Source organism: Arthrobacter sp. 01T428 (assembly GCF_056398685.1).
Genome location: NZ_JBFTPW010000012.1, coordinates 48,544 through 67,962, shown reverse-complemented (window position 1 = coordinate 67,962; position 19,419 = coordinate 48,544). Strand labels below are relative to the sequence as shown.

20 protein-coding genes are annotated in these 19,419 nt (G+C 65.4%); 8 read left to right on the top strand and 12 right to left on the bottom strand.

The window, feature by feature from the left end; translation table 11 throughout:
• From AC1DJB_RS14550 to AC1DJB_RS14525, 6 genes are all read right to left on the bottom strand, one after another.
• On the bottom strand, positions 1-870 hold the full coding sequence (locus AC1DJB_RS14550; protein ID WP_284754665.1) for a DUF8083 family protein: 870 nt from the start codon (positions 868-870) through the stop codon (positions 1-3).
• Between the two features lie 32 nt (positions 871-902).
• On the bottom strand, positions 903-1,709 hold the full coding sequence (locus AC1DJB_RS14545; protein ID WP_284991862.1) for an exodeoxyribonuclease III: 807 nt from the start codon (positions 1,707-1,709) through the stop codon (positions 903-905).
• A 63-nt stretch (positions 1,710-1,772) separates the two neighbouring features.
• Complete coding sequence (locus AC1DJB_RS14540; protein ID WP_059388482.1) at positions 1,773-2,339, bottom strand: HdeD family acid-resistance protein; 567 nt, start codon at positions 2,337-2,339, stop codon at positions 1,773-1,775.
• Positions 2,340-2,405: 66 nt separating this feature from the next.
• A complete protein-coding gene (locus AC1DJB_RS14535) occupies positions 2,406-2,978 on the bottom strand; it encodes a dihydrofolate reductase family protein (protein WP_476910551.1) in 573 nt (190 codons plus the stop codon).
• 111 nt (positions 2,979-3,089) lie between these two features.
• Positions 3,090-3,716: a response regulator gene (locus AC1DJB_RS14530; RefSeq protein WP_441433171.1), complete on the bottom strand. Its 627-nt coding sequence runs from the start codon at positions 3,714-3,716 to the stop codon at positions 3,090-3,092.
• Entirely contained in the window at positions 3,713-4,936 is a 1,224-nt protein-coding gene (locus AC1DJB_RS14525) for a sensor histidine kinase (protein WP_441433172.1), read from the bottom strand. Before AC1DJB_RS14525 ends, AC1DJB_RS14530 begins: the two co-directional genes overlap by 4 nt.
• A 161-nt stretch (positions 4,937-5,097) precedes the next feature.
• Between AC1DJB_RS14525 and AC1DJB_RS14520 the strand changes: the two genes are divergently transcribed.
• Entirely contained in the window at positions 5,098-5,658 is a 561-nt protein-coding gene (locus AC1DJB_RS14520; RefSeq protein WP_441433199.1) for a GlcG/HbpS family heme-binding protein, read from the top strand.
• Between the two features lie 114 nt (positions 5,659-5,772).
• Here AC1DJB_RS14520 and AC1DJB_RS14515 read toward each other — a convergent pair whose 3' ends face one another.
• Genes AC1DJB_RS14515 through AC1DJB_RS14505 form a run of 3 tightly spaced genes read right to left on the bottom strand, consistent with a single transcriptional unit; the run spans position 5,773 to position 8,401 of the window.
• Positions 5,773-6,978 (bottom strand): acetyl-CoA acetyltransferase, encoded by a 1,206-nt coding sequence (locus AC1DJB_RS14515; protein ID WP_441433173.1) that lies wholly within the window; start codon positions 6,976-6,978, stop codon positions 5,773-5,775.
• Positions 6,975-7,658: a CoA transferase subunit B gene (locus tag AC1DJB_RS14510; protein ID WP_307052890.1), complete on the bottom strand. Its 684-nt coding sequence runs from the start codon at positions 7,656-7,658 to the stop codon at positions 6,975-6,977. The genes AC1DJB_RS14515 and AC1DJB_RS14510 overlap by 4 nt, the downstream gene beginning before the upstream one ends.
• A 26-nt stretch (positions 7,659-7,684) precedes the next feature.
• Positions 7,685-8,401 (bottom strand): CoA transferase subunit A, encoded by a 717-nt coding sequence (locus AC1DJB_RS14505; RefSeq protein ID WP_441437768.1) that lies wholly within the window; start codon positions 8,399-8,401, stop codon positions 7,685-7,687.
• Between the two features lie 208 nt (positions 8,402-8,609).
• Between AC1DJB_RS14505 and AC1DJB_RS14500 the strand changes: the two genes are divergently transcribed.
• The 7 genes from AC1DJB_RS14500 to AC1DJB_RS14470 all read left to right on the top strand — a co-directional run bounded on the left by AC1DJB_RS14500 (position 8,610) and on the right by AC1DJB_RS14470 (position 16,136).
• The gene (locus AC1DJB_RS14500) at positions 8,610-9,386 is read left to right on the top strand and encodes an IclR family transcriptional regulator (RefSeq protein WP_332602495.1); all 777 of its coding nucleotides are present in this window, start codon (positions 8,610-8,612) and stop codon (positions 9,384-9,386) included.
• Positions 9,387-9,534: 148 nt separating this feature from the next.
• Positions 9,535-10,206 carry a fasciclin domain-containing protein gene (locus AC1DJB_RS14495; RefSeq protein ID WP_441433175.1) on the top strand — a complete coding sequence of 224 codons (672 nt, stop codon included), beginning with the start codon at positions 9,535-9,537 and terminating at the stop codon, positions 10,204-10,206.
• Between the two features lie 74 nt (positions 10,207-10,280).
• Positions 10,281-11,672, top strand: a complete 1,392-nt coding sequence (locus AC1DJB_RS14490; protein ID WP_441437769.1) for a cryptochrome/photolyase family protein — start codon at positions 10,281-10,283, stop codon at positions 11,670-11,672.
• Between the two features lie 146 nt (positions 11,673-11,818).
• Positions 11,819-13,318, top strand: coding sequence for a CoA-acylating methylmalonate-semialdehyde dehydrogenase (locus tag AC1DJB_RS14485; protein ID WP_284991241.1), 1,500 nt, complete (start codon positions 11,819-11,821; stop codon positions 13,316-13,318).
• Entirely contained in the window at positions 13,318-14,364 is a 1,047-nt protein-coding gene (locus AC1DJB_RS14480) for an enoyl-CoA hydratase/isomerase family protein (RefSeq protein ID WP_306964096.1), read from the top strand. Before AC1DJB_RS14485 ends, AC1DJB_RS14480 begins: the two co-directional genes overlap by 1 nt.
• Positions 14,357-15,277, top strand: coding sequence for a 3-hydroxyisobutyrate dehydrogenase (mmsB, locus tag AC1DJB_RS14475; RefSeq protein WP_284764097.1), 921 nt, complete (start codon positions 14,357-14,359; stop codon positions 15,275-15,277). The genes AC1DJB_RS14480 and mmsB overlap by 8 nt, the downstream gene beginning before the upstream one ends.
• Positions 15,278-15,356: 79 nt before the next feature.
• Positions 15,357-16,136, top strand: a complete 780-nt coding sequence (locus AC1DJB_RS14470) for an enoyl-CoA hydratase (protein ID WP_307052885.1) — start codon at positions 15,357-15,359, stop codon at positions 16,134-16,136.
• Here AC1DJB_RS14470 and AC1DJB_RS14465 read toward each other — a convergent pair.
• The 3 genes from AC1DJB_RS14465 to AC1DJB_RS14455 all read right to left on the bottom strand — a co-directional run bounded on the left by AC1DJB_RS14465 (position 16,123) and on the right by AC1DJB_RS14455 (position 19,288).
• Complete coding sequence (locus tag AC1DJB_RS14465) at positions 16,123-16,953, bottom strand: sulfurtransferase (RefSeq protein WP_441433177.1); 831 nt, start codon at positions 16,951-16,953, stop codon at positions 16,123-16,125. The genes AC1DJB_RS14470 and AC1DJB_RS14465 overlap by 14 nt on opposite strands.
• Before the next feature lie 86 nt (positions 16,954-17,039).
• Positions 17,040-17,546 (bottom strand): MarR family winged helix-turn-helix transcriptional regulator, encoded by a 507-nt coding sequence (locus AC1DJB_RS14460; protein ID WP_306964104.1) that lies wholly within the window; start codon positions 17,544-17,546, stop codon positions 17,040-17,042.
• 26 nt (positions 17,547-17,572) lie between these two features.
• Positions 17,573-19,288 carry an AMP-binding protein gene (locus AC1DJB_RS14455; protein ID WP_476910550.1) on the bottom strand — a complete coding sequence of 572 codons (1,716 nt, stop codon included), beginning with the start codon at positions 19,286-19,288 and terminating at the stop codon, positions 17,573-17,575.
• Positions 19,289-19,419: the final 131 nt, after the last annotated feature.

The window sequence follows — 19,419 nt, the reverse complement described above, 5'->3', positions numbered from 1 at the left end:
CTAGGAAGCCCGGGCCAACTGCCTGATGGGGATCCAGCGGGAAGCCAGCCTCCGATACGCCGCGGCCGCTCCCGTCATGTCCCCCTCGGCCAGGCATTCGATGCCGAGCCTGACGTCCATGGGCGACTCGTCCGGGTACACCTTGTCCGCCACTGCACCGTAGTCCAGCTCGACCATTGACTGCACATGGAACAACTCGAGCCATTCGGTGAGCTGGGTGAGGTCGTCCAGCATGTCCAGGTCCGGGGCTGCAAGGGCGAGGTTGGCTACTGCGAAGCGTGCCCGGTCCAAGGCATCGGTCAGTGAGGCCCAGACCCTGACCGTCAGGATGCGGCCGCCGGATTCCACGACATCCTTGCGGTCCGATTCCTGGAACAGCGAGAACCAGCTGAAGGGGATCCCCCACGTGGAGGCCCGCGTGTGCACCCGCTTCGCGTCATGACTGGCGTTGATGCGGTCGATGCGAGCCTGGTGCCGGTCGCGCTGGTCCACGGGGATGAGCAGGTCCGCGAGCGGTCCGTGGATACCTTCCATGAGGGCATTGGCCGCCAATCCTGCCCGGATGACCAGCTGGCTGGGGCAGTAAAGCAGCCGCCCGGCGTCGGGATCGTTCCGGTCTCCGGAAGGAACCCGAGTGATGCGCACCAGATCCGTGCTCCCGGTCGGGAAAGGGTCCCCGCCCTTGCGGGTGACCCGTCCGAGGGAAGCGAGCAGCTCGGCATTTTCGACGGCGGCCCGCGAGCCGCTGCGGGTACCGCTCGCCACGAGCTGCTGCCGCTGGTCCTCGGGGAACGCTTCGAGCGGTTCGTAGACGCGCAACGCCGAAGAGAAGGGCAGTCCTGCCTGGCTCCCGTATAGCTTTCCGCTCATCGCGGGCCCGCCTCCTCCGTCATTGTTGCTACTCAGTCCGTAAGCTCCACGATCACGGGAGCGTGGTCCGAGGCGCCCTTGCCCTTGCGTTCCTCGCGGTCGATCGACGCCCCGGTGACGCGGGCGGCCAGCGCGGGGGAGGCCATGACGAAGTCGATGCGCATGCCCTCCTTCTTGGGGAACCGCAGCTGTGTGTAGTCCCAGTAGGTGTAGACGCCGGGACCTGGTGTGTAGGCGCGGGCGACGTCGGTGAAACCGGCCGTTTCGAACGCCCGGAAGGCCTCGCGCTCGGGTTCGCTGACGTGGGTGAGTGCGTTCGCCCTGAAGTAATCGATGTCCCAGACATCCTCGTCAAGCGGCGCGATGTTCCAGTCGCCCATGAGCGCCACCTGGGTCTCGGGGTTCTGCGTGATCCAGCCGGCGGCGTGGCCCTTCAGGGTGTCCAGCCACTTGAGCTTGTACGGCATGTGTTCGTCGTCCAGGGATCGGCCGTTGGGAACGTACAGGCTCCACACCCGTACCCCGCCACACGTTGCCGCAATGGCGCGGGCTTCCTGGACAGGGTCCTTGCCGGCCTTTCCGAAGGCGGGCTGGTCAACAAAGGTGCGTTCGACGTCGTCGAGCCCTACGCGCGAGGCGATCGCAACGCCGTTCCATTGGCTCAGGCCGAAGTGGGCAACCTCGTAGCCCATGCGCTCGAAGAGCTCCCACGGGAAGTTGTCGTCCTTGCACTTGGTTTCCTGCATGGCGAGGACGTCGCAGTCACTGCGCTGCAGCCAGGCCTCGACGCGGTCGGCACGTGCGCGGAGCGAATTTACATTCCAGGTAGCTATCTTCACAGCCACTAACTTACCGAACTTGGGACCTTGCGCATCCCCTCGCAGCAGATTGCTGCCGCAAGCCTAATGGGCGAGCATCACCGAAGAGGAGGCGCGCCTGCGGAGCTTGATGCCGGAGGCGATCAACAAAACGCCGCTGACCGCGGAGTATGTCGCGAGGAGTGCCACTACGCCCAGGAATCCCGCGCCCGGATTGACCAGCACAAAGAGCCCAAACAAAGTTGTGACCAACGCCGTCAACATCCAAATCCACCAAGCCCTGACCGTCGTCCTGGTGTCCATGGCAAGGATGATCTGCGAAACCCCGAGGACCAAGGCCCATGCTCCTATGAGGACGCCTAGTGCCGCGGCGGTAATTCCCGGCCACGAAACGGCAACGATGCCGGTCGCGACCGAGATGAAGCCGCCGATCAGGCTCCAGCGGGAGTGCCGTGCAGGATCGTAGAAGTAGTGGGCCATATTGGTGAGCCCGTCGGTCATGGCGTACACGCCAAACACGTAGACGAGGGCAAACACCGTGGCGACCGGCAGGGAAGCGACCAGGAAGGCCAAGAGAAGGGCCAAAGCTCCCCGGAAGATCAGCGCCGTTCCTGAATGCTGAAACAACTTGCGACCTGCGGTGTCGGACATAGGGTCAGTTTAGACCCGGCGCGGTAGCTGGGGAATGGGCCGGCACGCGTGAGGCCACCCCTTTCGTTATCGGCGGGTGTAGTGGGCGATGATGACGCCCTTGGTGGTGGTGACGGAGCCGGTGAGCTCGAACTCGGTCAGCGGGGCTGGACCTTCGAACAGCCGCGTCCCGGTACCCAGGGTGAGCGGGTGGATCAGCAGCGTGAAGTTGTCGATGAGGCCTTCGGCGTGCAGGGAGCGGACAAGCGACGCACTGCCGATGATCGTCAGATCGTTCCCCGGCTCGGCCTTGAGTTTGGCCACCGTCTCGGCGGCCTCGCCGGAGAGCAGAATGGAGTTCTGCCAGGCGTCGGCGTTCTCCAGCGTCCTTGACACAACGTACTTCGATGCCGCGTTCATGTACACGGTGAACGGGTTGTCGTCGGCGCGGGTGCCCCAGGCGGTGATGAAATCGGTCCAGGTCCGGTGTCCGAACAGCATGTCCGCGGTTTTCGCCATGCCCTTGCCCATCTCACGGCCCATGACCTCGTCGTTGTACCTGCCGCCCCACCCACCGTGGGTGAAGCCACCGCGGGGTGTCCTCGTCCGGACGGCCCAGGCCCTGAATGACTCCGTCGAGGGTGATGGACAACGTGGCATTTATCTGGCGCATGACATGCTCCCTCGCTCCTGCAGACCGCTGTCTGCGGCCCTGTCACCCCCTATACGAATGGCGACCGGTCAAATCGACACCGGCACCCGCATTTTTTCTTAACGCATCCCCTCGCGGCGAATGGCCACCGCAATCGCCGCGGCCCGTGTCTCGACGCCGAGCTTGGCGTAGATGTGCGCCAAATGCGTTTTGACCGTGGCCTCGGAGATGAACAGGCGTTTGCCGAGCTCGCGGTTGCTGAGGCCTTGAATGAGGAGGCTGAGCAGTTCGGCTTCCCGCGGGGTGAGGACCTCGTCCGGGTTGCGCAATTGCTGGAACAGCTTGCTGGCCACAGGCGCGCTCATGACGCTCTTGCCTTGGGCCGCGCCCCGGACCGCGGCGAAGATCTCCTCCGGCGCGGCGTCCTTGAGCACGTAGCCCATGGCACCTGCATCCACGGCCCTCACGATGTCGGCATCGGAATCATAGGTGGTGAACACCAATACCGCTTGCTGCTTGCTCGCTTGGAGCAATCGCTTGATCGCCTCGATTCCGTCCATGCCCTCGCCCATGGCTAGGTCCATCATGACGACGTCGGCCAGGTGTTGTTGTGCAATGACGAGGGCTTCCTCGCCCGATGCGGCTTCGGCGACGACGGTGATGTCCGGCTGGGTGCCGAGCAACGCCTTGAGTCCGCTGCGGACCACCAAATGGTCATCGACGAGCAGGACCGAAATGGGGTTCATGGGGCGTCTTTCTTGATGGGCGACTGGTGTGCTTGATTCGGTTCTGTAACCGGCAGCGGTAGTTGCGCGGCTACGACGGTTCCCTCTCCGGGGGAGCTCTCCACCGAAAATACCCCGCCGAGTTGTTCCACCCGTTGGCGCATGGCACGCAGACCGTAGCCGCCCTTTTCCGACGGCGGAGGTACCGCAATGGGATCAAAGCCGCGGCCGTCGTCGAACACGTCCAGGGTGACGGCCCCGGGCAGGAATCCAAGCGTCAAACTGGCCTGTTGAGAGTGGGCGTGGAGCTTGATGTTGGCCGCCGCGCTTTGCGTCACGCGCATCAGGGCGTGGCGAACTTCGGCCGGTACCGGGCGGGGATCCCCGGTGACGTGGACGATCACGGAGTCGAGGTATTGGCGGGCGGCCTGTTCGAGGGCCTGGGGCAGCGGTCCGCTCTCCAGGCCAGGGGCGGAAAGTTCGTGGACCAGGCTGCGGGTGTCGGCCAGGTTCTGCCGCAGGAGGGTCCCGGCCTTCTGCACTTCCGCTTTCGCGCCCTCTTCAGGCCACGAGCGCTGCGCGGCTTCGAGCAGGAGCAGGCTGCTGGCAAGGCCTTGAGTGACGGTGTCGTGGATTTCCCTCGAGACACGTTCGCGCTCCGCGGCGATCCCGGCCGCGCGTTCGCTCGCGGCCAGGCGTTCCTGCGCTTGGGACACGTCGGCGTGGAGTTGGCGTTGCAGCGCGGCGTCGTCCTCAATGCGGTCGTAGATCAACGTGAGCAGAACCGCTGCGGCGATGGGCCCGAGCAGCATGGCTACGTCGGTGTCGCCGCTGAGGCGGAACAGCCCGATGGCCGTGGCACTTGCCGTCAAACCCGCGGCCAGATAGGCGATCCAACCGCTGAAGGCCGCGCGGGACAGGAAAAACAAAGCGAAGGAGCACCAAGCGAAACTCGGTGCGGCAATGACCAGCACGGCCCAGGCGAGCACGAGCGCCACCATCCACAACAGCCACGGTTGGCGCCGCTTGGCCAGCACCGCCACCACTGCATAGAGAACGCAGACCGCGGCAGCCAGGGCAACAGTCCAGAGATTGTCGGCCGGGCTGTGCCGCAGGACGTAGCGCACGCCGGATGCCACCATGAGCACGGCGAAGCTGAGGTGGACCACTGCATCGATCGGGCCCCGGGTGGGGCGGAAGGCAGCGGGACGGGAGGCCATCCTGTTCGGAGATTCCGGCATTCTTCCCATGCTAGGCGCGTTCAGGTCGCTGGTCTCTCCGCCTTTTGGCTGATACCGGGACCGGAAGGGATGAGGCCGGGCACGACGAGCGCCGGATGTGGTGAGGGAGCCCTACAGGAAGCATGGAACTGTACCCGTTGCCGACCTCCCGGAGGACCACCATGAAGAAGTCCAACAAGATCTTTGCCGCCGCTGCCGTTGGAGCCTTGCTCCTGACCGGAGGGGCAACCGCCGTCGCGAACGCCGTGACGCCGGCCGCGGCCAAAACCGCGACGGCCGCCGTTGACGTCAGTCCCTCCGCGGAAAACGTGGTCCCCCAGAACCGCATCACCGTCGGTGCATCCAGCCAGGCAGTCAACGCCGCTTTGGCGAAGTGCCAGGCCGACAAGCTTCCTTTCGTCACGGTTGCGCTCGTGGACCGCTTCGGGACAGTCCAAGCCTTGCTCCGCGGCGACAATGCGGCCGAACACACCATCGAGGCCGCCAAGCAGAAGGCCTACACCGCAGCCGCCTTCGGTGCGCCCACCAGCGAACTCGCCAAGCGAATCAACGGCAACGGACCGTCGATCGCCGACCTCCCGGGCACACTCTTCCGGCCCGGCGGAGTGCCGCTCAAGGTGAACGGCGTGTCCGTGGCGGGGATCGGCGTCGGCGGCGCACCGGACGGCGCCCTGGACGAAGCCTGCGCGGCAGCTGGTGCGGCGGTGCTAGCGGCGAAGTAGGGCCGCGCCTGCACCTCCGGGTGCCCAACTGACTCGCAGTTGTTGTCGTTATGCGGGCTGAAAACGACAACAACTGCGAGTCAGTTGGGGTGGCCGCCCCGTGAAATACCGAGGCTAGACTGCTTCTAGGACGCTCACGTAGTTCGCGATGCCTACGCCGCCCATGTTCTGTACGGCTCCGCGGCGGGCGTTGGGCAGTTGCATCGCGCCCGCGGTTCCCGTGAGCTGCATGGCTGCGATGACGTGTTGCGATACCCCGGTGGCGCCCACTGGGTGGCCTTTGGCCTTGAGCCCGCCGGACACATTGATGGGCAGCTTGCCGTCCTTGTAGACCCAGCCTTCCTGCATCGCGCGGGAACCTTCGCCGCGCGGCGTCAGCCCCATGGCCTCGTACATGATTAGTTCGGCGATCGTGAAGCAATCGTGCACTTCGGCGAAGTCCAGCCCGTCGATCCCGACGCCGGCCATCCCCAGCGCGCGCTCCCAGGACACCCGCGTGGCCGCGAACTCCGTAGGGTCGCGGCGTTCTGCCGGGAAGAAGTCGTTTGCGTGCCCGAAGCCCGCCAGCCGCACGGGTTCAGTAGCAGCGCCCGACGCCGGGCCGAGGGAGAGCACGACGGCGGCGGCGCCGTCGGACACGGGGGAGCAGTCGGTGCGGCGGAGCGGTTCGGCCACCATGGGATTCTTCTCGGAAACCGTCCGGCAGAACTCCTCGCCGAAGTCCCGGTGCATCTGCGCGTAGGGGTTGTCCATGCCGTTGTGGTGGTTCTTGGCGGCGATGGAACCAAGGATATCGCCGAGATCCGCTCCGCCCAGGCCCGCTCCGTAGCGCTTCTCGTAGTGCTTGGCCACCTCGGCGAAGAGCCCCGTGAAGCCGGTGGTGGAGGCCTTGCCTGCCATCTCGTAGGACGCGCCAAGGAGTGCGGCTCCCACCACGTCGGCCCCGGCGTCCGTCATCTTTTCGGCACCGATCACCAGGACGTTGCGGGCCGTCCCGGCAAGCACGGATTTCACGCCCTGTTGGAATGCGGCGGAACCGGAGGCGCAGGCGTTCTCCGTCCGGGTAGCCGGCACGTTGGCGAGGTCCTCGGACAACTGCAGGGCCAAGGAAGACGTGAAGCCCAGGGGCTGCATGCCCGAGTTGAACTGGCCGAGGTAGATCTCATCGATGTCCCGCGGCTCAAGGCCCGAGTTCCGGATGGCCTCCGCGGACACCTGAACGATCAGGGACTCGAGCGTCTCGTCCGTGAGTTTGCCGAACTTGCTGTGTCCCCAACCGGTGAGGAGGACGTCTTTGCCGAACTGGTTTTGCAGGCTCATGCTGTGGCTCCTTCGAGGGCGGCTTCTTCCAAGGAGACCGTGAACGCGGCCCCCGTCTTGCTTTGGATCTCTTCGACGGTGACCCCGGGCGCGAGGCGGGTCAGCGTCAGCTGCCGCCCATGGTCGTTGTCGTTCTTGAACAAATCGAACACTGCGAGGTCACTGACAATGCGGTCCACTACCCGGAGGCCGGTCAACGGCAGGGTGCATTCCCGGACGATCTTGGCGCTCCCGTCCTTGGCGTTGTGCTCGGTGAGGACCACGACGCGCGGTGTCCCGGCCACCAGGTCCATGGCGCCGCCCATGCCCTTGACCATCTTTCCCGGAATGGTCCAGTTGGCGAGGTCGCCGTTGCCCGAAACCTGCATGGCGCCGAGGATGGCAACCTTGACGTGTCCGCCGCGGATCATGCCGAACGACGTCGCGGAGTCGAAGATGCTGCCGCCGGGCAGGACTGTGACGGTCTGCTTACCGGCGTTGATGAGGTCAGCGTCTTCCTCGCCTTCGTAGGGGAAAGGCCCCATCCCGAGGAGGCCGTTCTCGCTCTGCAGCACGACCCGTACGCCGTCGGGCAGGTTGTTGGCTACGAGGGTGGGAATGCCGATGCCGAGGTTGACGTAATCGCCGTCGTTGAGTTCCTGGGCCGCAATGGCGGCCATCTCGTCGCGGGTCCATGCCATGGTGGTACTCCTTCGCTTGGTGGTGTTCAGACGGCCAGGGCTTCAGTGCGGGGCCGGACGGTACGCTGCTCAATGTCCTTGGCCCGGCCGCTCGCCTGGACCAGCCGCTGGACGTAGACGCCGGGTGTCACGACGTGGTTCGGATCCAATTCGCCGGGCTCCACGATCACTTCGGCCTCCGCGATGGTCACGATTCCCGCCGTCGCCACCACCGGGTTGAAGTTCCGGGCCGTGTAGCGGTAGATCAGGTTGCCGTCCGTGTCCGCGGTATGGGCGTGGACCAGCGCGACGTCGGCGACGATCCCGCGCTCGCGGACGTACGTGACGCCGTCGAACTCTTCGAGCGGTTTGCCCTCGGCAACCAGGGTTCCGACGCCGGTCCGCGTGTAGAAGGCGGGAATGCCGGCACCGCCGGCGCGGAGGCGTTCGGCGAGGGTGCCCTGCGGGGCGAACTCGACCTCAAGCTGGCCGGAGAGGTACTGCTCGGCGAAGAGCTTGTTCTCGCCCACGTACGAGGCGATGACCTTGCGGACCTGGCCGGCTTCGATGAGGACGCCGAGGCCCTTGCCGTCAATGCCCATGTTGTTGGAGACCACGGTCAGCTCCTTGACGCCGGAATCGCGGACGGCGTCGATCAGGTCCGCGGGGATGCCGCTGAGGCCGAAGCCCCCGACGGCGATCGTCTGGCCGTCGCGCAGGACGTCTTGCAGTGCAACGGCGGCGCTGGAATGGATTTTGGCCATGGCGTTGTCCTCGTCTTTGAGTTGGGTCGCTCAGCAGCTATCCACTTTGTGGACATTGGGCTGAGTTGGCGGTCTGAAAAGGAGCATAGGGCGGTTCTGCGCGGAGGGTCAACGGCGTTCCTTGGCCAGTAAGGCTGAACTTGCACAGTGTGGACGCTACTCTTTGAAGTGTCCACATTGTGGAGGAAATCTTTGGAGAGGGGTAGCGTTGCCAACTCAGCAGCCGCAAACCAAGCCGGTCCAGGGCGCCCAAGTGGTAGGCCGGGTCGCTGCGCTCCTCCGGCTCGTGGGACGCAAGCCGGAGGGCATGTCCATCGCTGGCCTGGTCCGCGAGTCGGGCTTGACCCGCCCCACGGTGCACCGCTTGCTCGCGTCCCTCGCCGCTGAAGGCCTGCTGGACCACGATCAGCGGACCGGTAACTGGATCTTGGGGCCGGAGATCTTCCTCCTGGGCTCGGTGGCGGCGGCCCGGTTCCCGGTTGAGGACCTGGCGCGGCCCAGCCTCCGCCGCCTCGCCGAGGAGAGCGGCGAAAGCGCCTTCTATTCGATCCGTCGTGGCCACGAAACCGTGTGCGTGCTTCGCGAGGAAGGCAGCTTCCCGGTGCGGTCATTCGTCTTGCACGAGGGCGTCAGGTTCCCGCTCGGCGTCGCGTCGGCGGGCACAGCGATCATGGCCTTCCTGGCGGACGAGGAGCAGGAAACGATCTTGTCCGGCTGGGAACGGCACGCCGGGGACTTCGCCGCTGGCCACACCGAGAGCGTGGTGCGCCGGAACCTTGAGCAGACCCGGATGGCCGGGTACTCGGTGAATCCCGGTTTGGTGCTGGAGGGTAGTTGGGGGATGGCCGCCGCCGTCTTCGACCAGCTGGGCCGGCCAATCGGCGCTTTGTCCCTCACAGGGATCGAACCGCGGTTCCGTCCTGAACGCCAGGAATTCCTCGGCAAGTTGCTCATGGAAGAAGCCCACCGCATGAGCTCCGCTTAACCCCTTTCAAATTAAGTTTTGAAACTCACCCATCCCTGTGGCCCGCACCTCCGAATAGCTGGCATAAGGACTTAGCCCGCAAGGGTGAAGTGCTTTCACGCCGGAATCAACCGGCACCGAATGTCAGTCCGTTTGAAGGAGAAATGTCATGCTTGCTACAAAGCGCACGTCTTTTGCGATCGCCGGCCTCGCCGCTTCCGCCCTGCTGGGCCTCACTGCATGTGGCGGCTCCGCTACCACGGCTTCACCCTCATCGGGGGCTCCGAGCCCGTCGTCCACCATGGCAGCGACCCCCTCAGCGTCGGCAAGTGCCGCGATGGACCCGAGCAAAGACCTGGTTGGCCCGGGCTGTGCAGCTTACGCCTCCCAGGTTCCCAGCGGTGCAGGTTCCGTTGCCGGCATGGCGCTCGACCCCGTAGCCGTGGCCGCTTCCAACAACCCGTTGCTCAAGACCCTGACGGCCGCTGTGTCCGGCAAGCTGAACCCCAAGGTCAACCTGGTGGACACGCTTAATGGCAGCCAGTTCACTGTCTTCGCTCCCGTGGACAGCGCTTTCGCCAAGATCCCCGCCGCCACCATCGACGGCCTCAAGACCGACGACGCTACACTGAGCAAGATCCTCACCTACCACGTCATCCCCGGCCAGCTGACCCCGGACCAGATCGTGGGAACCCACAAGACGGTTGAGGGCGACTCCGTGACCGTTACGGGAACCAAGGACGCACTCAAGGTTGACGGAGGTTCCGCCGTGATCTGCGGCGGCGTCCACACTGCCAACGCCACGGTGTACCTGGTTGACTCCGTCCTGATGCCTAAGTAAATCTCAACACAGATCATGCCCCTTAGGATTCGTCCTAGGGGGCATGGCCTTTGCGCGAAATCCGAGGGGAAATAGTGAAGCCGTCGATCGTGTGGTTCCGGGACGACCTCCGGGCCACGGACAACCCGGCGCTGCGGGCGGCAGCCGAGGACGGCGCCGCCGTCGCGCTCTATGTACTCGACGAGGAATCGCCGGGCATCAGGCCGCTTGGCGGAGCCTCCCGATGGTGGCTGCATCATTCCCTGCTTGCCCTTCGCGAAGACCTCGCCGCCCTGGGCGTGCCGCTCTTGCTGCGCCGCGGACGGGCGGCGGAGATCGTCCGGCAGACCGCGACGGCGATGGGTTCCGGATCGCTGTACTGGAACCGCCGTTACGGCGAGGCAGAGCGAACGCTCGACGCCGGCATCAAGGCCTGGGCGCGCGAGTCCGGAATGCACTCGGAGAGTTTCCAGGCATCGTTGCTGCATGAACCGTGGGCCGTCACCACGAAGCAAGGGGGGCCGTTCAAGGTCTTCACGCCCTTTTGGCGGACCGTGTCCGGGCTGGATTTCCGTGATCCGTTGGAGGCTCCGGAACCGGGCCGGGGATTCTCCGCCCAGCTGCCTGAATCCGAGGAATTGGACTCTTGGGGATTGTTGCCCCGCAACCCAGACTGGTCGGCCGGATTGTCCGAAAGCTGGCAGCCGGGTTCGGCCCAGGCACATGAGTTTCTTGATGACTTCGTGGAGCACGGGCTGGCGGACTATTCGGTGAACCGGGACCGGCCGGACCTGCCGGGCAGCAGCCGGTTGTCGCCCTTCTTGCGGTGGGGACAGCTCAGCCCGTTCGAGGTGTGGCATGCCCAGCAGGGCCGGCGCCGGGAACCGGGCGACGGTGCGGCAGTTTTCGCCTCGGAACTCGGTTGGCGTGAATTCTGCTGGCACCAATACTTCCATCATCCGGACCTGGCAACGGCCAATTTGCGGCCCGGTTTCGACCACTACCCGTGGGCTTGGCCGGGTGGTCAGGGTGCAGGCCCGCTTGGAGAAGTCACGGAGGCCGCCGACCTCCTTCGCGCATGGCAGGAGGGCCGCACCGGGTTCCCCATGGTGGACGCCGGCCAGCGGCAATTGTGGCACACGGGATGGATGCACAACCGGGTCCGCATGGTTTCCGCCAGCCTCCTGGTGAAGAACCTGGGCATCCATTGGCAAGTGGGCGAGCAATGGTTCTGGGACACCTTGGTGGATGCCGATCCTGCGTCCAATCCTGCGAACTGGCAGTGGGTAGCCGGTTCCGGCGCGGACGCCTCGCCTTTCTTCAGGATCTTCAATCCGGAGACCCAGGCAGCGAAATTCGATCCCGACGGCAGATACGTTGGCCAGTGGATCCCTGAGCTGTCCACGGCGGACTATCCGGAGCCGGTGGTGGACCTTAAGGCCTCGCGGCGGGAGGCCCTGGATGCCTACGGCGCGCTTCCTCGTTGAGCCAGGCCACCTGGGCACGAGCTGACGTCCTCTAGAAATTAGTAGGAAGTCCGAGTATATTCGGGATCAAAGACGTCCGGGAGCGCAGTTGGACTTGCGCTTTCGAGGCCGATGGCGGGCATTCCCCCTATGCAAAGGAGCATTCCATGGTGCGCGAACTTTCCCACTACATTGACGGCCAGAGGGTCGATGGCACCTCCACGCGCTTTGGCGATGTCTACAATCCTTGTACCGGCGAGGTCCAGGCTCGGCTTCCCCTGGCAAGTGCTGATGAGGTCAGGAACGCCATTGCGAGCGCGGAGAAAGGCCAGCTCGAATGGGGCGCCATGAACCCGCAGCGCCGCGGCCGGATCCTGCTGAAGTTCGTGGACTTGGTCAACGAGCACATGGACGAACTCGCCACGCTCCTTTCGTCCGAGCACGGCAAGACCTTCCCCGACGCCAAGGGTGATATCCAGCGCGGCATCGAGGTGGTGGAGTTCGCCGCCGGGGCACCGCACCTGCTCAAGGGCGAATTCTCGGACAACGCCGGCACCGGCATCGACGTCCACTCGCTGCGCCAGCCGCTCGGCGTCGTCGCGGGCATCACGCCTTTCAACTTCCCGGCCATGATTCCGCTCTGGAAGTCCGGCCCGGCGCTGGCGGCCGGCAACGCCTTCATCCTCAAGCCTTCGGAGCGCGACCCTTCGGTGCCGCTGCGCCTGGCGGAACTTTTCACCGAGGCGGGGTTGCCGGACGGCGTCTTCAACGTCATCAACGGCGACAAGGAAGCCGTGGATACCCTCCTCGAGGATCCGCGGGTGAAGGCTATCGGCTTCGTTGGATCCACGCCGATTGCCCAGTACATTTACGCCACGGCAGCGGCCCACGGGAAGCGCGCCCAGTGTTTCGGCGGCGCCAAGAACCACATGGTGATCATGCCCGACGCCGATCTTGACATGGCAGCGGATGCCCTCATCGGTGCCGGCTTCGGTTCCGCCGGCGAGCGTTGTATGGCGATTTCGGTGGCCGTGCCGGTTGGCCAGGAGACGGCGGACCAGCTCGTCTCGAAGCTGCAGGACCGCATCAAGGGCCTGAAGGTGGGCCCCAGCCTGGCTGCGGATTCGGACTTCGGACCTGTCGTGGCCGCCTCGGCGAAACACCGTATCGAGGGGTACATCCAGGCCGGCGTCGACCAGGGTGCCACGCTCGTCACCGATGGGCGCGACCTGAAGGTGGACGGCTACGCCGGAGGTTTCTGGGTGGGCCCCACCCTCTTCGACAACGTCACGAAGGACATGTCCATCTACAAGGAGGAGATCTTCGGCCCGGTCCTGAGCGTCCTCCGCGCAGCTGACTACGAAGAAGCGCTGCGGCTCTGCTCCGAGCATGAGTTCGGCAACGGCGTCGCGATCTTCACCCGCGACGGCGACGCTGCCCGCGACTTCGCGAGCCGCGTCGAAGTGGGCATGGTGGGCATCAACGTTCCCATTCCCGTCCCGATTGCGTACTACACGTTCGGCGGATGGAAGGCCTCGGGCTTCGGCGACCTCAACCAGCACGGCGCGGACGCGTTCCGCTTCTACACCAAGACCAAGACGGTCACCACCCGTTGGCCCTCCGGCATCCGCCAGGGCGCCAGCTTCGTGATGCCGGCCGGCAGCTGATGGCCGAGGTCCTGTTCGAGAAGCGCGGCCACCTCGGCGTCATCACCCTGAACCGGCCACAGGCCGTCAACGCCCTCACCGCCGGCATGGTGCACGCCATGCTGGAGCAGCTCACCGCGTGGGCGGAGGACGACGCCGTCAAGACCGTTCTGGTGCACGGCGCCGGGGACCGCGGACTATGCGCGGGTGGGGACATCGTGGCGATCTACGACGACATCCTGCGCCGCGGAGACCGGACCGCGGATTTCTGGGCTGCGGAATACCGCTTGAACTCACTCATTGCCCGGTACCCGAAGCCCTACGTGGCCTTCATGGATGGACTGGTCCTCGGCGGCGGGGTCGGGATATCGGCCCATGGCTCAGTCCGTGTGGTCACAGAGAGGACCCGCACGGGCATGCCGGAAACCACCATTGGTTTTGTGCCCGACGTCGGCGGGACCCTTCTGCTCTCCCGCTCGCCGGGGGAGTCCGGTACCCACGCCGCCCTCACGGGTGCCCATTTAAGCGGAGCTGACGCCTTGTTCCTGGGGCTCGCGGACCACTTCGTCCCGTCCGAAAGCCTGCCCGCGCTCGCGGAAGCGCTGGAAAGCTCGACGGCGGAGGCCGCCGTCGGGCGTTTCGCGCAGGAACCGCCGGCCTCGGCGCTGTCCGGCCAGCGCAAGTGGATCGACGACGCCTACGCTTCGGATGACGCCGAGGAAATCGTCGCGAGGCTGCGCAACGCCGGCGGGGAAGCCGCTTCAGCCGCCGAGACGATCGGGGCAAAGTCGCCTACAGCCGTGAAAGTCACCCTGGAATCGCTGCGGCGGGTCAAGGGGCTCTCCCTCGACGAGGCCTTGGAGCAGGAATACCGCGTTGGCGTGCGGTGCCTGGCCGGGCCTGATTTTCGCGAGGGGATCCGTGCCCAGGTGGTGGACAAGGACCGCAACCCGCAGTGGAAGCCGGCTTCCCTGGCGGAGGTGTCGCCGGCCGCCGTCGAGGGCTTCTTCGCGCCGCTCGGCGATCGTGAACTCAAACTTCATTCAAAGGAGTCCGACCATGTCTGACGCAGTTTCCGGCACCATCGCTTTCCTCGGCCTTGGCCACATGGGCGGCCCGATGGCCGTGAACCTTGTCAAAGCAGGGCATCACGTCGTCGCGTACGATCCCGTGCCGGCAGCACTCGAGGCGGCCCGTGAACACGGTATTGCCACGGTGGATTCCGCCCCGGAAGCGGTCGCGGGGGCCTCCGTTGTCCTGACCATGTTGCCCAGCGGCAAGCACGTCCTGGACGCCTACCGGGGAGTGGACGGAGCACCGGGCCTGCTCTCGGTAGCTGCGCCGGACACGCTGTTCCTCGACTGCTCCACGATCAACGTAGACGAGGCCCGCGAGGCAGCAGCCATTGCGCTGGAGGCTGGCCACCGCTCCGTGGACGCGCCGGTTTCCGGAGGCGTGGTGGGTGCCGAAGCCGGGACCCTGACCTTCATGGTGGGGGCACTGCCCGAGGACTTCGAAACGGTGAAGCCGATCCTGGAACTCATGGGCCGGAGGATCGTGCACTGCGGCGACCACGGAGCCGGGCAGGCCGCCAAAGTCTGCAACAACATGATCCTGGGCGTTTCCATGATTGCCGTCAGCGAGGCGTTCGTGCTGGGCGAGAAGCTGGGCCTCACTCACCAGGCGTTGTTCGACGTCGCCTCCAACGCCTCGGGGCAGTGCTGGGCGCTGACCACTAACTGCCCGGTTCCCGGACCGGTTCCCACGAGCCCGGCCAACCGCGACTACCAGCCCGGATTCGCCGGAGCGCTCATGGCCAAGGACCTGCGGCTCGCGGTCAACGCGCTTGAGAGCACCGGAGTGGACGGGCAAATGGGACACCTCGCCTCGAGGATTTACGACGCTTTCGCCGCCGAAGGCGGAGCCGGGCGCGACTTCTCCGGCATCATCACGGACATCCGGGACAAGTCCGCCAAGTAGCCTTGGCGGGTAGGTCATTTCCGGGGGTCCACAACGTGGGCAACCGACACAACTGAGCAACCGACAAAAGGGGCACGGCTTGGCGCAGCAGTACGAAAACATCCTGGTGGAACTCCGTGGACGGGTAGGCCTGGTGACCCTGAACCGGCCGAAGGCGCTCAACGCGTTGAACCAGGCCACCATGAATGAGATCGTGGCCGCCGTGTCGGACATGGATGCGGATCCCGGGGTGGGCGCCGTGGTGATCACCGGCTCGGAGAAGGCCTTCGCGGCCGGCGCCGACATCAAGGAGATGGCATCCAAGGGGTACATGGAAATGTACGCCGCCGACTGGTTCCGCGCCTGGGAAAACCTCACGCGCCTGCGCATTCCCGTGATTGCCGCGGTGTCCGGTTTCGCCCTCGGCGGGGGCTGCGAACTTGCCATGATGTGCGATTTCATCATTGCCGGGGACAACGCCAAGTTCGGCCAGCCGGAAATCAACCTCGGCGTCATTCCGGGCATGGGCGGCTCGCAACGGTTGACCCATGCCGTGGGCAAGGCCAAAGCGATGGACATGATCCTCACCGGGCGGTTCATGGACGCCAATGAAGCCGAGCGGGCGGGACTCGTTTCCCGCGTCGTGCCGGCCGCATCCGTGGTGGAGGAGGCCCTGGAGGCCGCCAAAGTGATCGCGTCCAAGTCCAAACCGGTTGCCATGGTGGCCAAGGAAGCCGTCAACGCAGCCTTCGAAACCGGCCTCTCCCAGGGTGTCCTGTTCGAGCGCCGGATCTTCCACTCATTGTTTGCCACCGAGGACCAAAAAGAAGGCATGGCGGCGTTCACCGAGAAGCGCCAGCCGGAGTTCAAGCACCGCTAGTCCCGAGCTCGACCGGGTATTCGAGCGCGTGGCCGTATTGGGACCACCCTCCGGTGAAGAGCCGCCCTTGTCCGAGGCCGGCGTGCTCCAGGGCTAAAAGATTGTGGCAAGCCGTTACTCCGGACCCGCAATAGCTGATCACGTTCTCGGCCGATGTGATGCCCGCCGTAGCGAAGATGCGCAGCAAATCGGCCTTGCTGCGCAGTTTCCCGTTGGGGTCCAGGTTCTCCCTGCACGGGACGTTCCGCGCGCCGGGCACATGCCCGGGCCTTGGATCGATGGGGTCCTGCCTGCCCTCGAATCGGTCGCGGTTGCGTGCGTCCACGGCGAGGTTTGATTCGATCGAGAGCTCGTGGATCTCCGCCAGGCGGTTCCTGGGCCACGGTTGTGCGGTGAAATCACCTGCGGGCCTCGAAGGATGTTCGGTTTCCAAGGGCCCTTCATAGTTCGCCAACCCGCCATCCAGCAGAGCGGAGCTGTGGCCTGTGGCGCGCAGCATCCAAACCAAGCGTGCGGCGATGACTCCGCCGGCGTCGTCGTATGCCACCACGATGTCGTCGTCGCTGATTCCCACTTCCCGCATCCCAAGGGCAAAATCTTCCGGCGGGGGGAGCGGGTTTCTTCCCTTGAGAGGCGATCCCTCAGCCGAGAGCCATCGATCCAGGTCGACAAAAACGGCACCGGGGATGTGCCCGCCGTCGTACGCCGCCCGGCCCGAGCGCCCGTCGAGGTACCAGCGCACATCGGCCAGTACCACGCGGCGACCGTTTTGAGATAACCATTCGACGTCGACAAAGGGTTCCACGGCTGAGCTCATGGCCACAATGCTACGTGTGAGTCTCACTATTTGATATATGAATCTCGCAATGTGGTCAAGAGGTGGTGGGCCTACGCCGGCGGGGTTCAGTCCGTGAAGTCGCCCGCCGCCTTGCGGAAGTCTCCCAGTACGCGGATCAGGTGCTCGACGTCTTCGTCCCCGAAACCGGACTGGCCGAACACCTCGTTGTTGAGTGCCGTCGTCGCGCGCTTCGCGAGGGTGCGGCCCTCCGCGGTGAGCTCGATCAGCGTGGTGCGCCCGTCAGTGGGGTGCGGGGAGCGGACCACGAGGGCTGCCTTTTCCAGACGGTCGACGGCGTTGGTCACCGACGTCGGATGCACCTGGAGCAGCGCGCTGGCCTTGTTCATGGGCAACGCGCCGCTGCGGGCGAAACTCAGTAGCGCCAGGAGCTCGTAGCGCGCGAAGGTCAGGCCGAATGGTTTCAAGACCCCCTCGATCCGCGCCAACAGGATCTGCTGCGTGCGCATGATCGCGGTGATGGCCGCCATGGGCGCGGCGACGTCGCCCCAGCCGTGGCGTTCCCAGTTTCGCTGGGCGTCGGCGATGGGGTCGCGGGGGAGTGGGCTGCCCACGGTACCTCCTGACATTGCTTGGCTGCCTATTCTTTCAGACTCGGGAACTCGTCCTCGGTGTACTCCACACCCAGGCCGGCCGGCAGCGGACCATCGCCATGGCGGGCCACCTCCGTGCCCCGAAGTTCGACGCGCCTGATCTTGCCGGAAATCGTCTTGGGCAGTTCGCCGAATTCGAGCCGCCGGATGCGCTTGAATGGCGCCAAATGCTGCCGGCAGTATCTGAGGATGTCCTCCGCCACAGCCGGGCCGGGCTCGTAGCCGGCGGCGAGCACCACGAACGCTTTGGGCACCGAAAGCTTCACCGGATCCGGAGAGGGCACGACGGCGGCCTCCGCCACCGCGGGGTGTTCGATCAGGACGCTTTCGAGTTCGAAAGGGGACAAGCGGTAGTCCGATGACTTGAAGACATCGTCCCCGCGGCCCACGTAGGTAATGACGCCGTTCCCGTCCCGGCTGGCCATGTCGCCCGTGTGGTAATAACCGTAGCGGAAGGCCTCGGCCGTCTTTTCCGGGTCGCCGAAGTAGGACTTCATGAGCCCCACGGGGCGGGGGTCCAGGCGCAAGCACAGCTCGCCGTCGTCGGCCTCTTCGCCAGTGGCAGGGTCAACGAGCACCACGTCGTAGCCCGGCAGCGGCCGTCCCATGGAGCCTGTCTTGACCGGCTGCCCCGGAGTGTTCGCGACCTGGACTGTTGACTCTGTCTGGCCGAAGCCGTCGCGGATGGTTTGGCCCCAGGCCCTCTCCACCTGCCCGATCACCTCGGCGTTGAGCGGTTCGCCCGCTGAAACCACCTTGGTGGGCGGGGTTTTGAGCAGGGTCAGGTCGGCCTGGATGAGCATGCGCCATACTGTGGGCGGGGCGCAGAAACTCGTGACTCCTTCGCGGCCCATCTGTTCCATGAGGGCCTTGGCATCGAAGCGGTCGTAGTTGTAGACGAAGACGCAGGCCTCGGCGATCCAGGGCGTGAAAACGTTGGACCACGCGTGCTTGGCCCAACCGGGGGACGCCACGTTGAGGTGGACGTCTCCAGGCTCCAGGCCGATCCAATACATTGTGGAGAGGTGCCCGACCGGATACGAGGTGTGGGTGTGCTCCACCAGCTTCGCCCGCGACGTAGTGCCCGAGGTGAAGTAGAGGAGCATGGTTTCGTCGGCGACGGTGGGGGCGTCCGGGACGAACGTCGTCTCTGCGGAACCCGATTCGACATACTGAAGGGCACCGGGGGTCTGGCCGTCGCCCACTTCAATGAGGGTGTAATCGCCCGGGACCTCGGCGAACTTGGCGATATTGGCGCTTCCGACGGCGGCCCAGCGGGCGCCGCCGCGTTCCACGCGATCCGCGATGTCGCGTGGGCCCATGAGCGTGGTGGTGGGGATCAGGACCGCGCCGAGTTTGATCCCGGCGAGCATGAGTTCCCACAGTTCCACCTGGTTGCCGAGCATGATGATCATGCGGTCTCCCCGACGGACGCCCTTGGCTTGGAGCCAGTTGGCGAGCTGCGAGGACCGTGCGGAGAGCTCGGCGAAGCTGCGGCGGGTGGAGCTGCCGTCCTGCTCGACGATGACGAGCGCAGGGTTGTTGGCCATGGCGGGATTGGCTGCGATCTGGTCGAACCAGTCGAGGGCGAAGTTGAACTCGCTGAAGCGGGGCCACTGGAATTCGCTGTGTGCGCGGGAGTAGTCGGTGCGCAGCTCAAGGAGCCGGTCGCGGGCTGCACGGAAGTCGTCGGTGACTGTCATTGTCTGCCTTTCGCCCTGCGTGGAATGGGTAAACGCGGACCGGGAAGGGGCTGCCCGTGTGATCCGCCTCACCTGCAATATACTAGGACATCCAAGGGTTTGGAAGAGGCAGCCGTGCGGTGGTGCGTCCC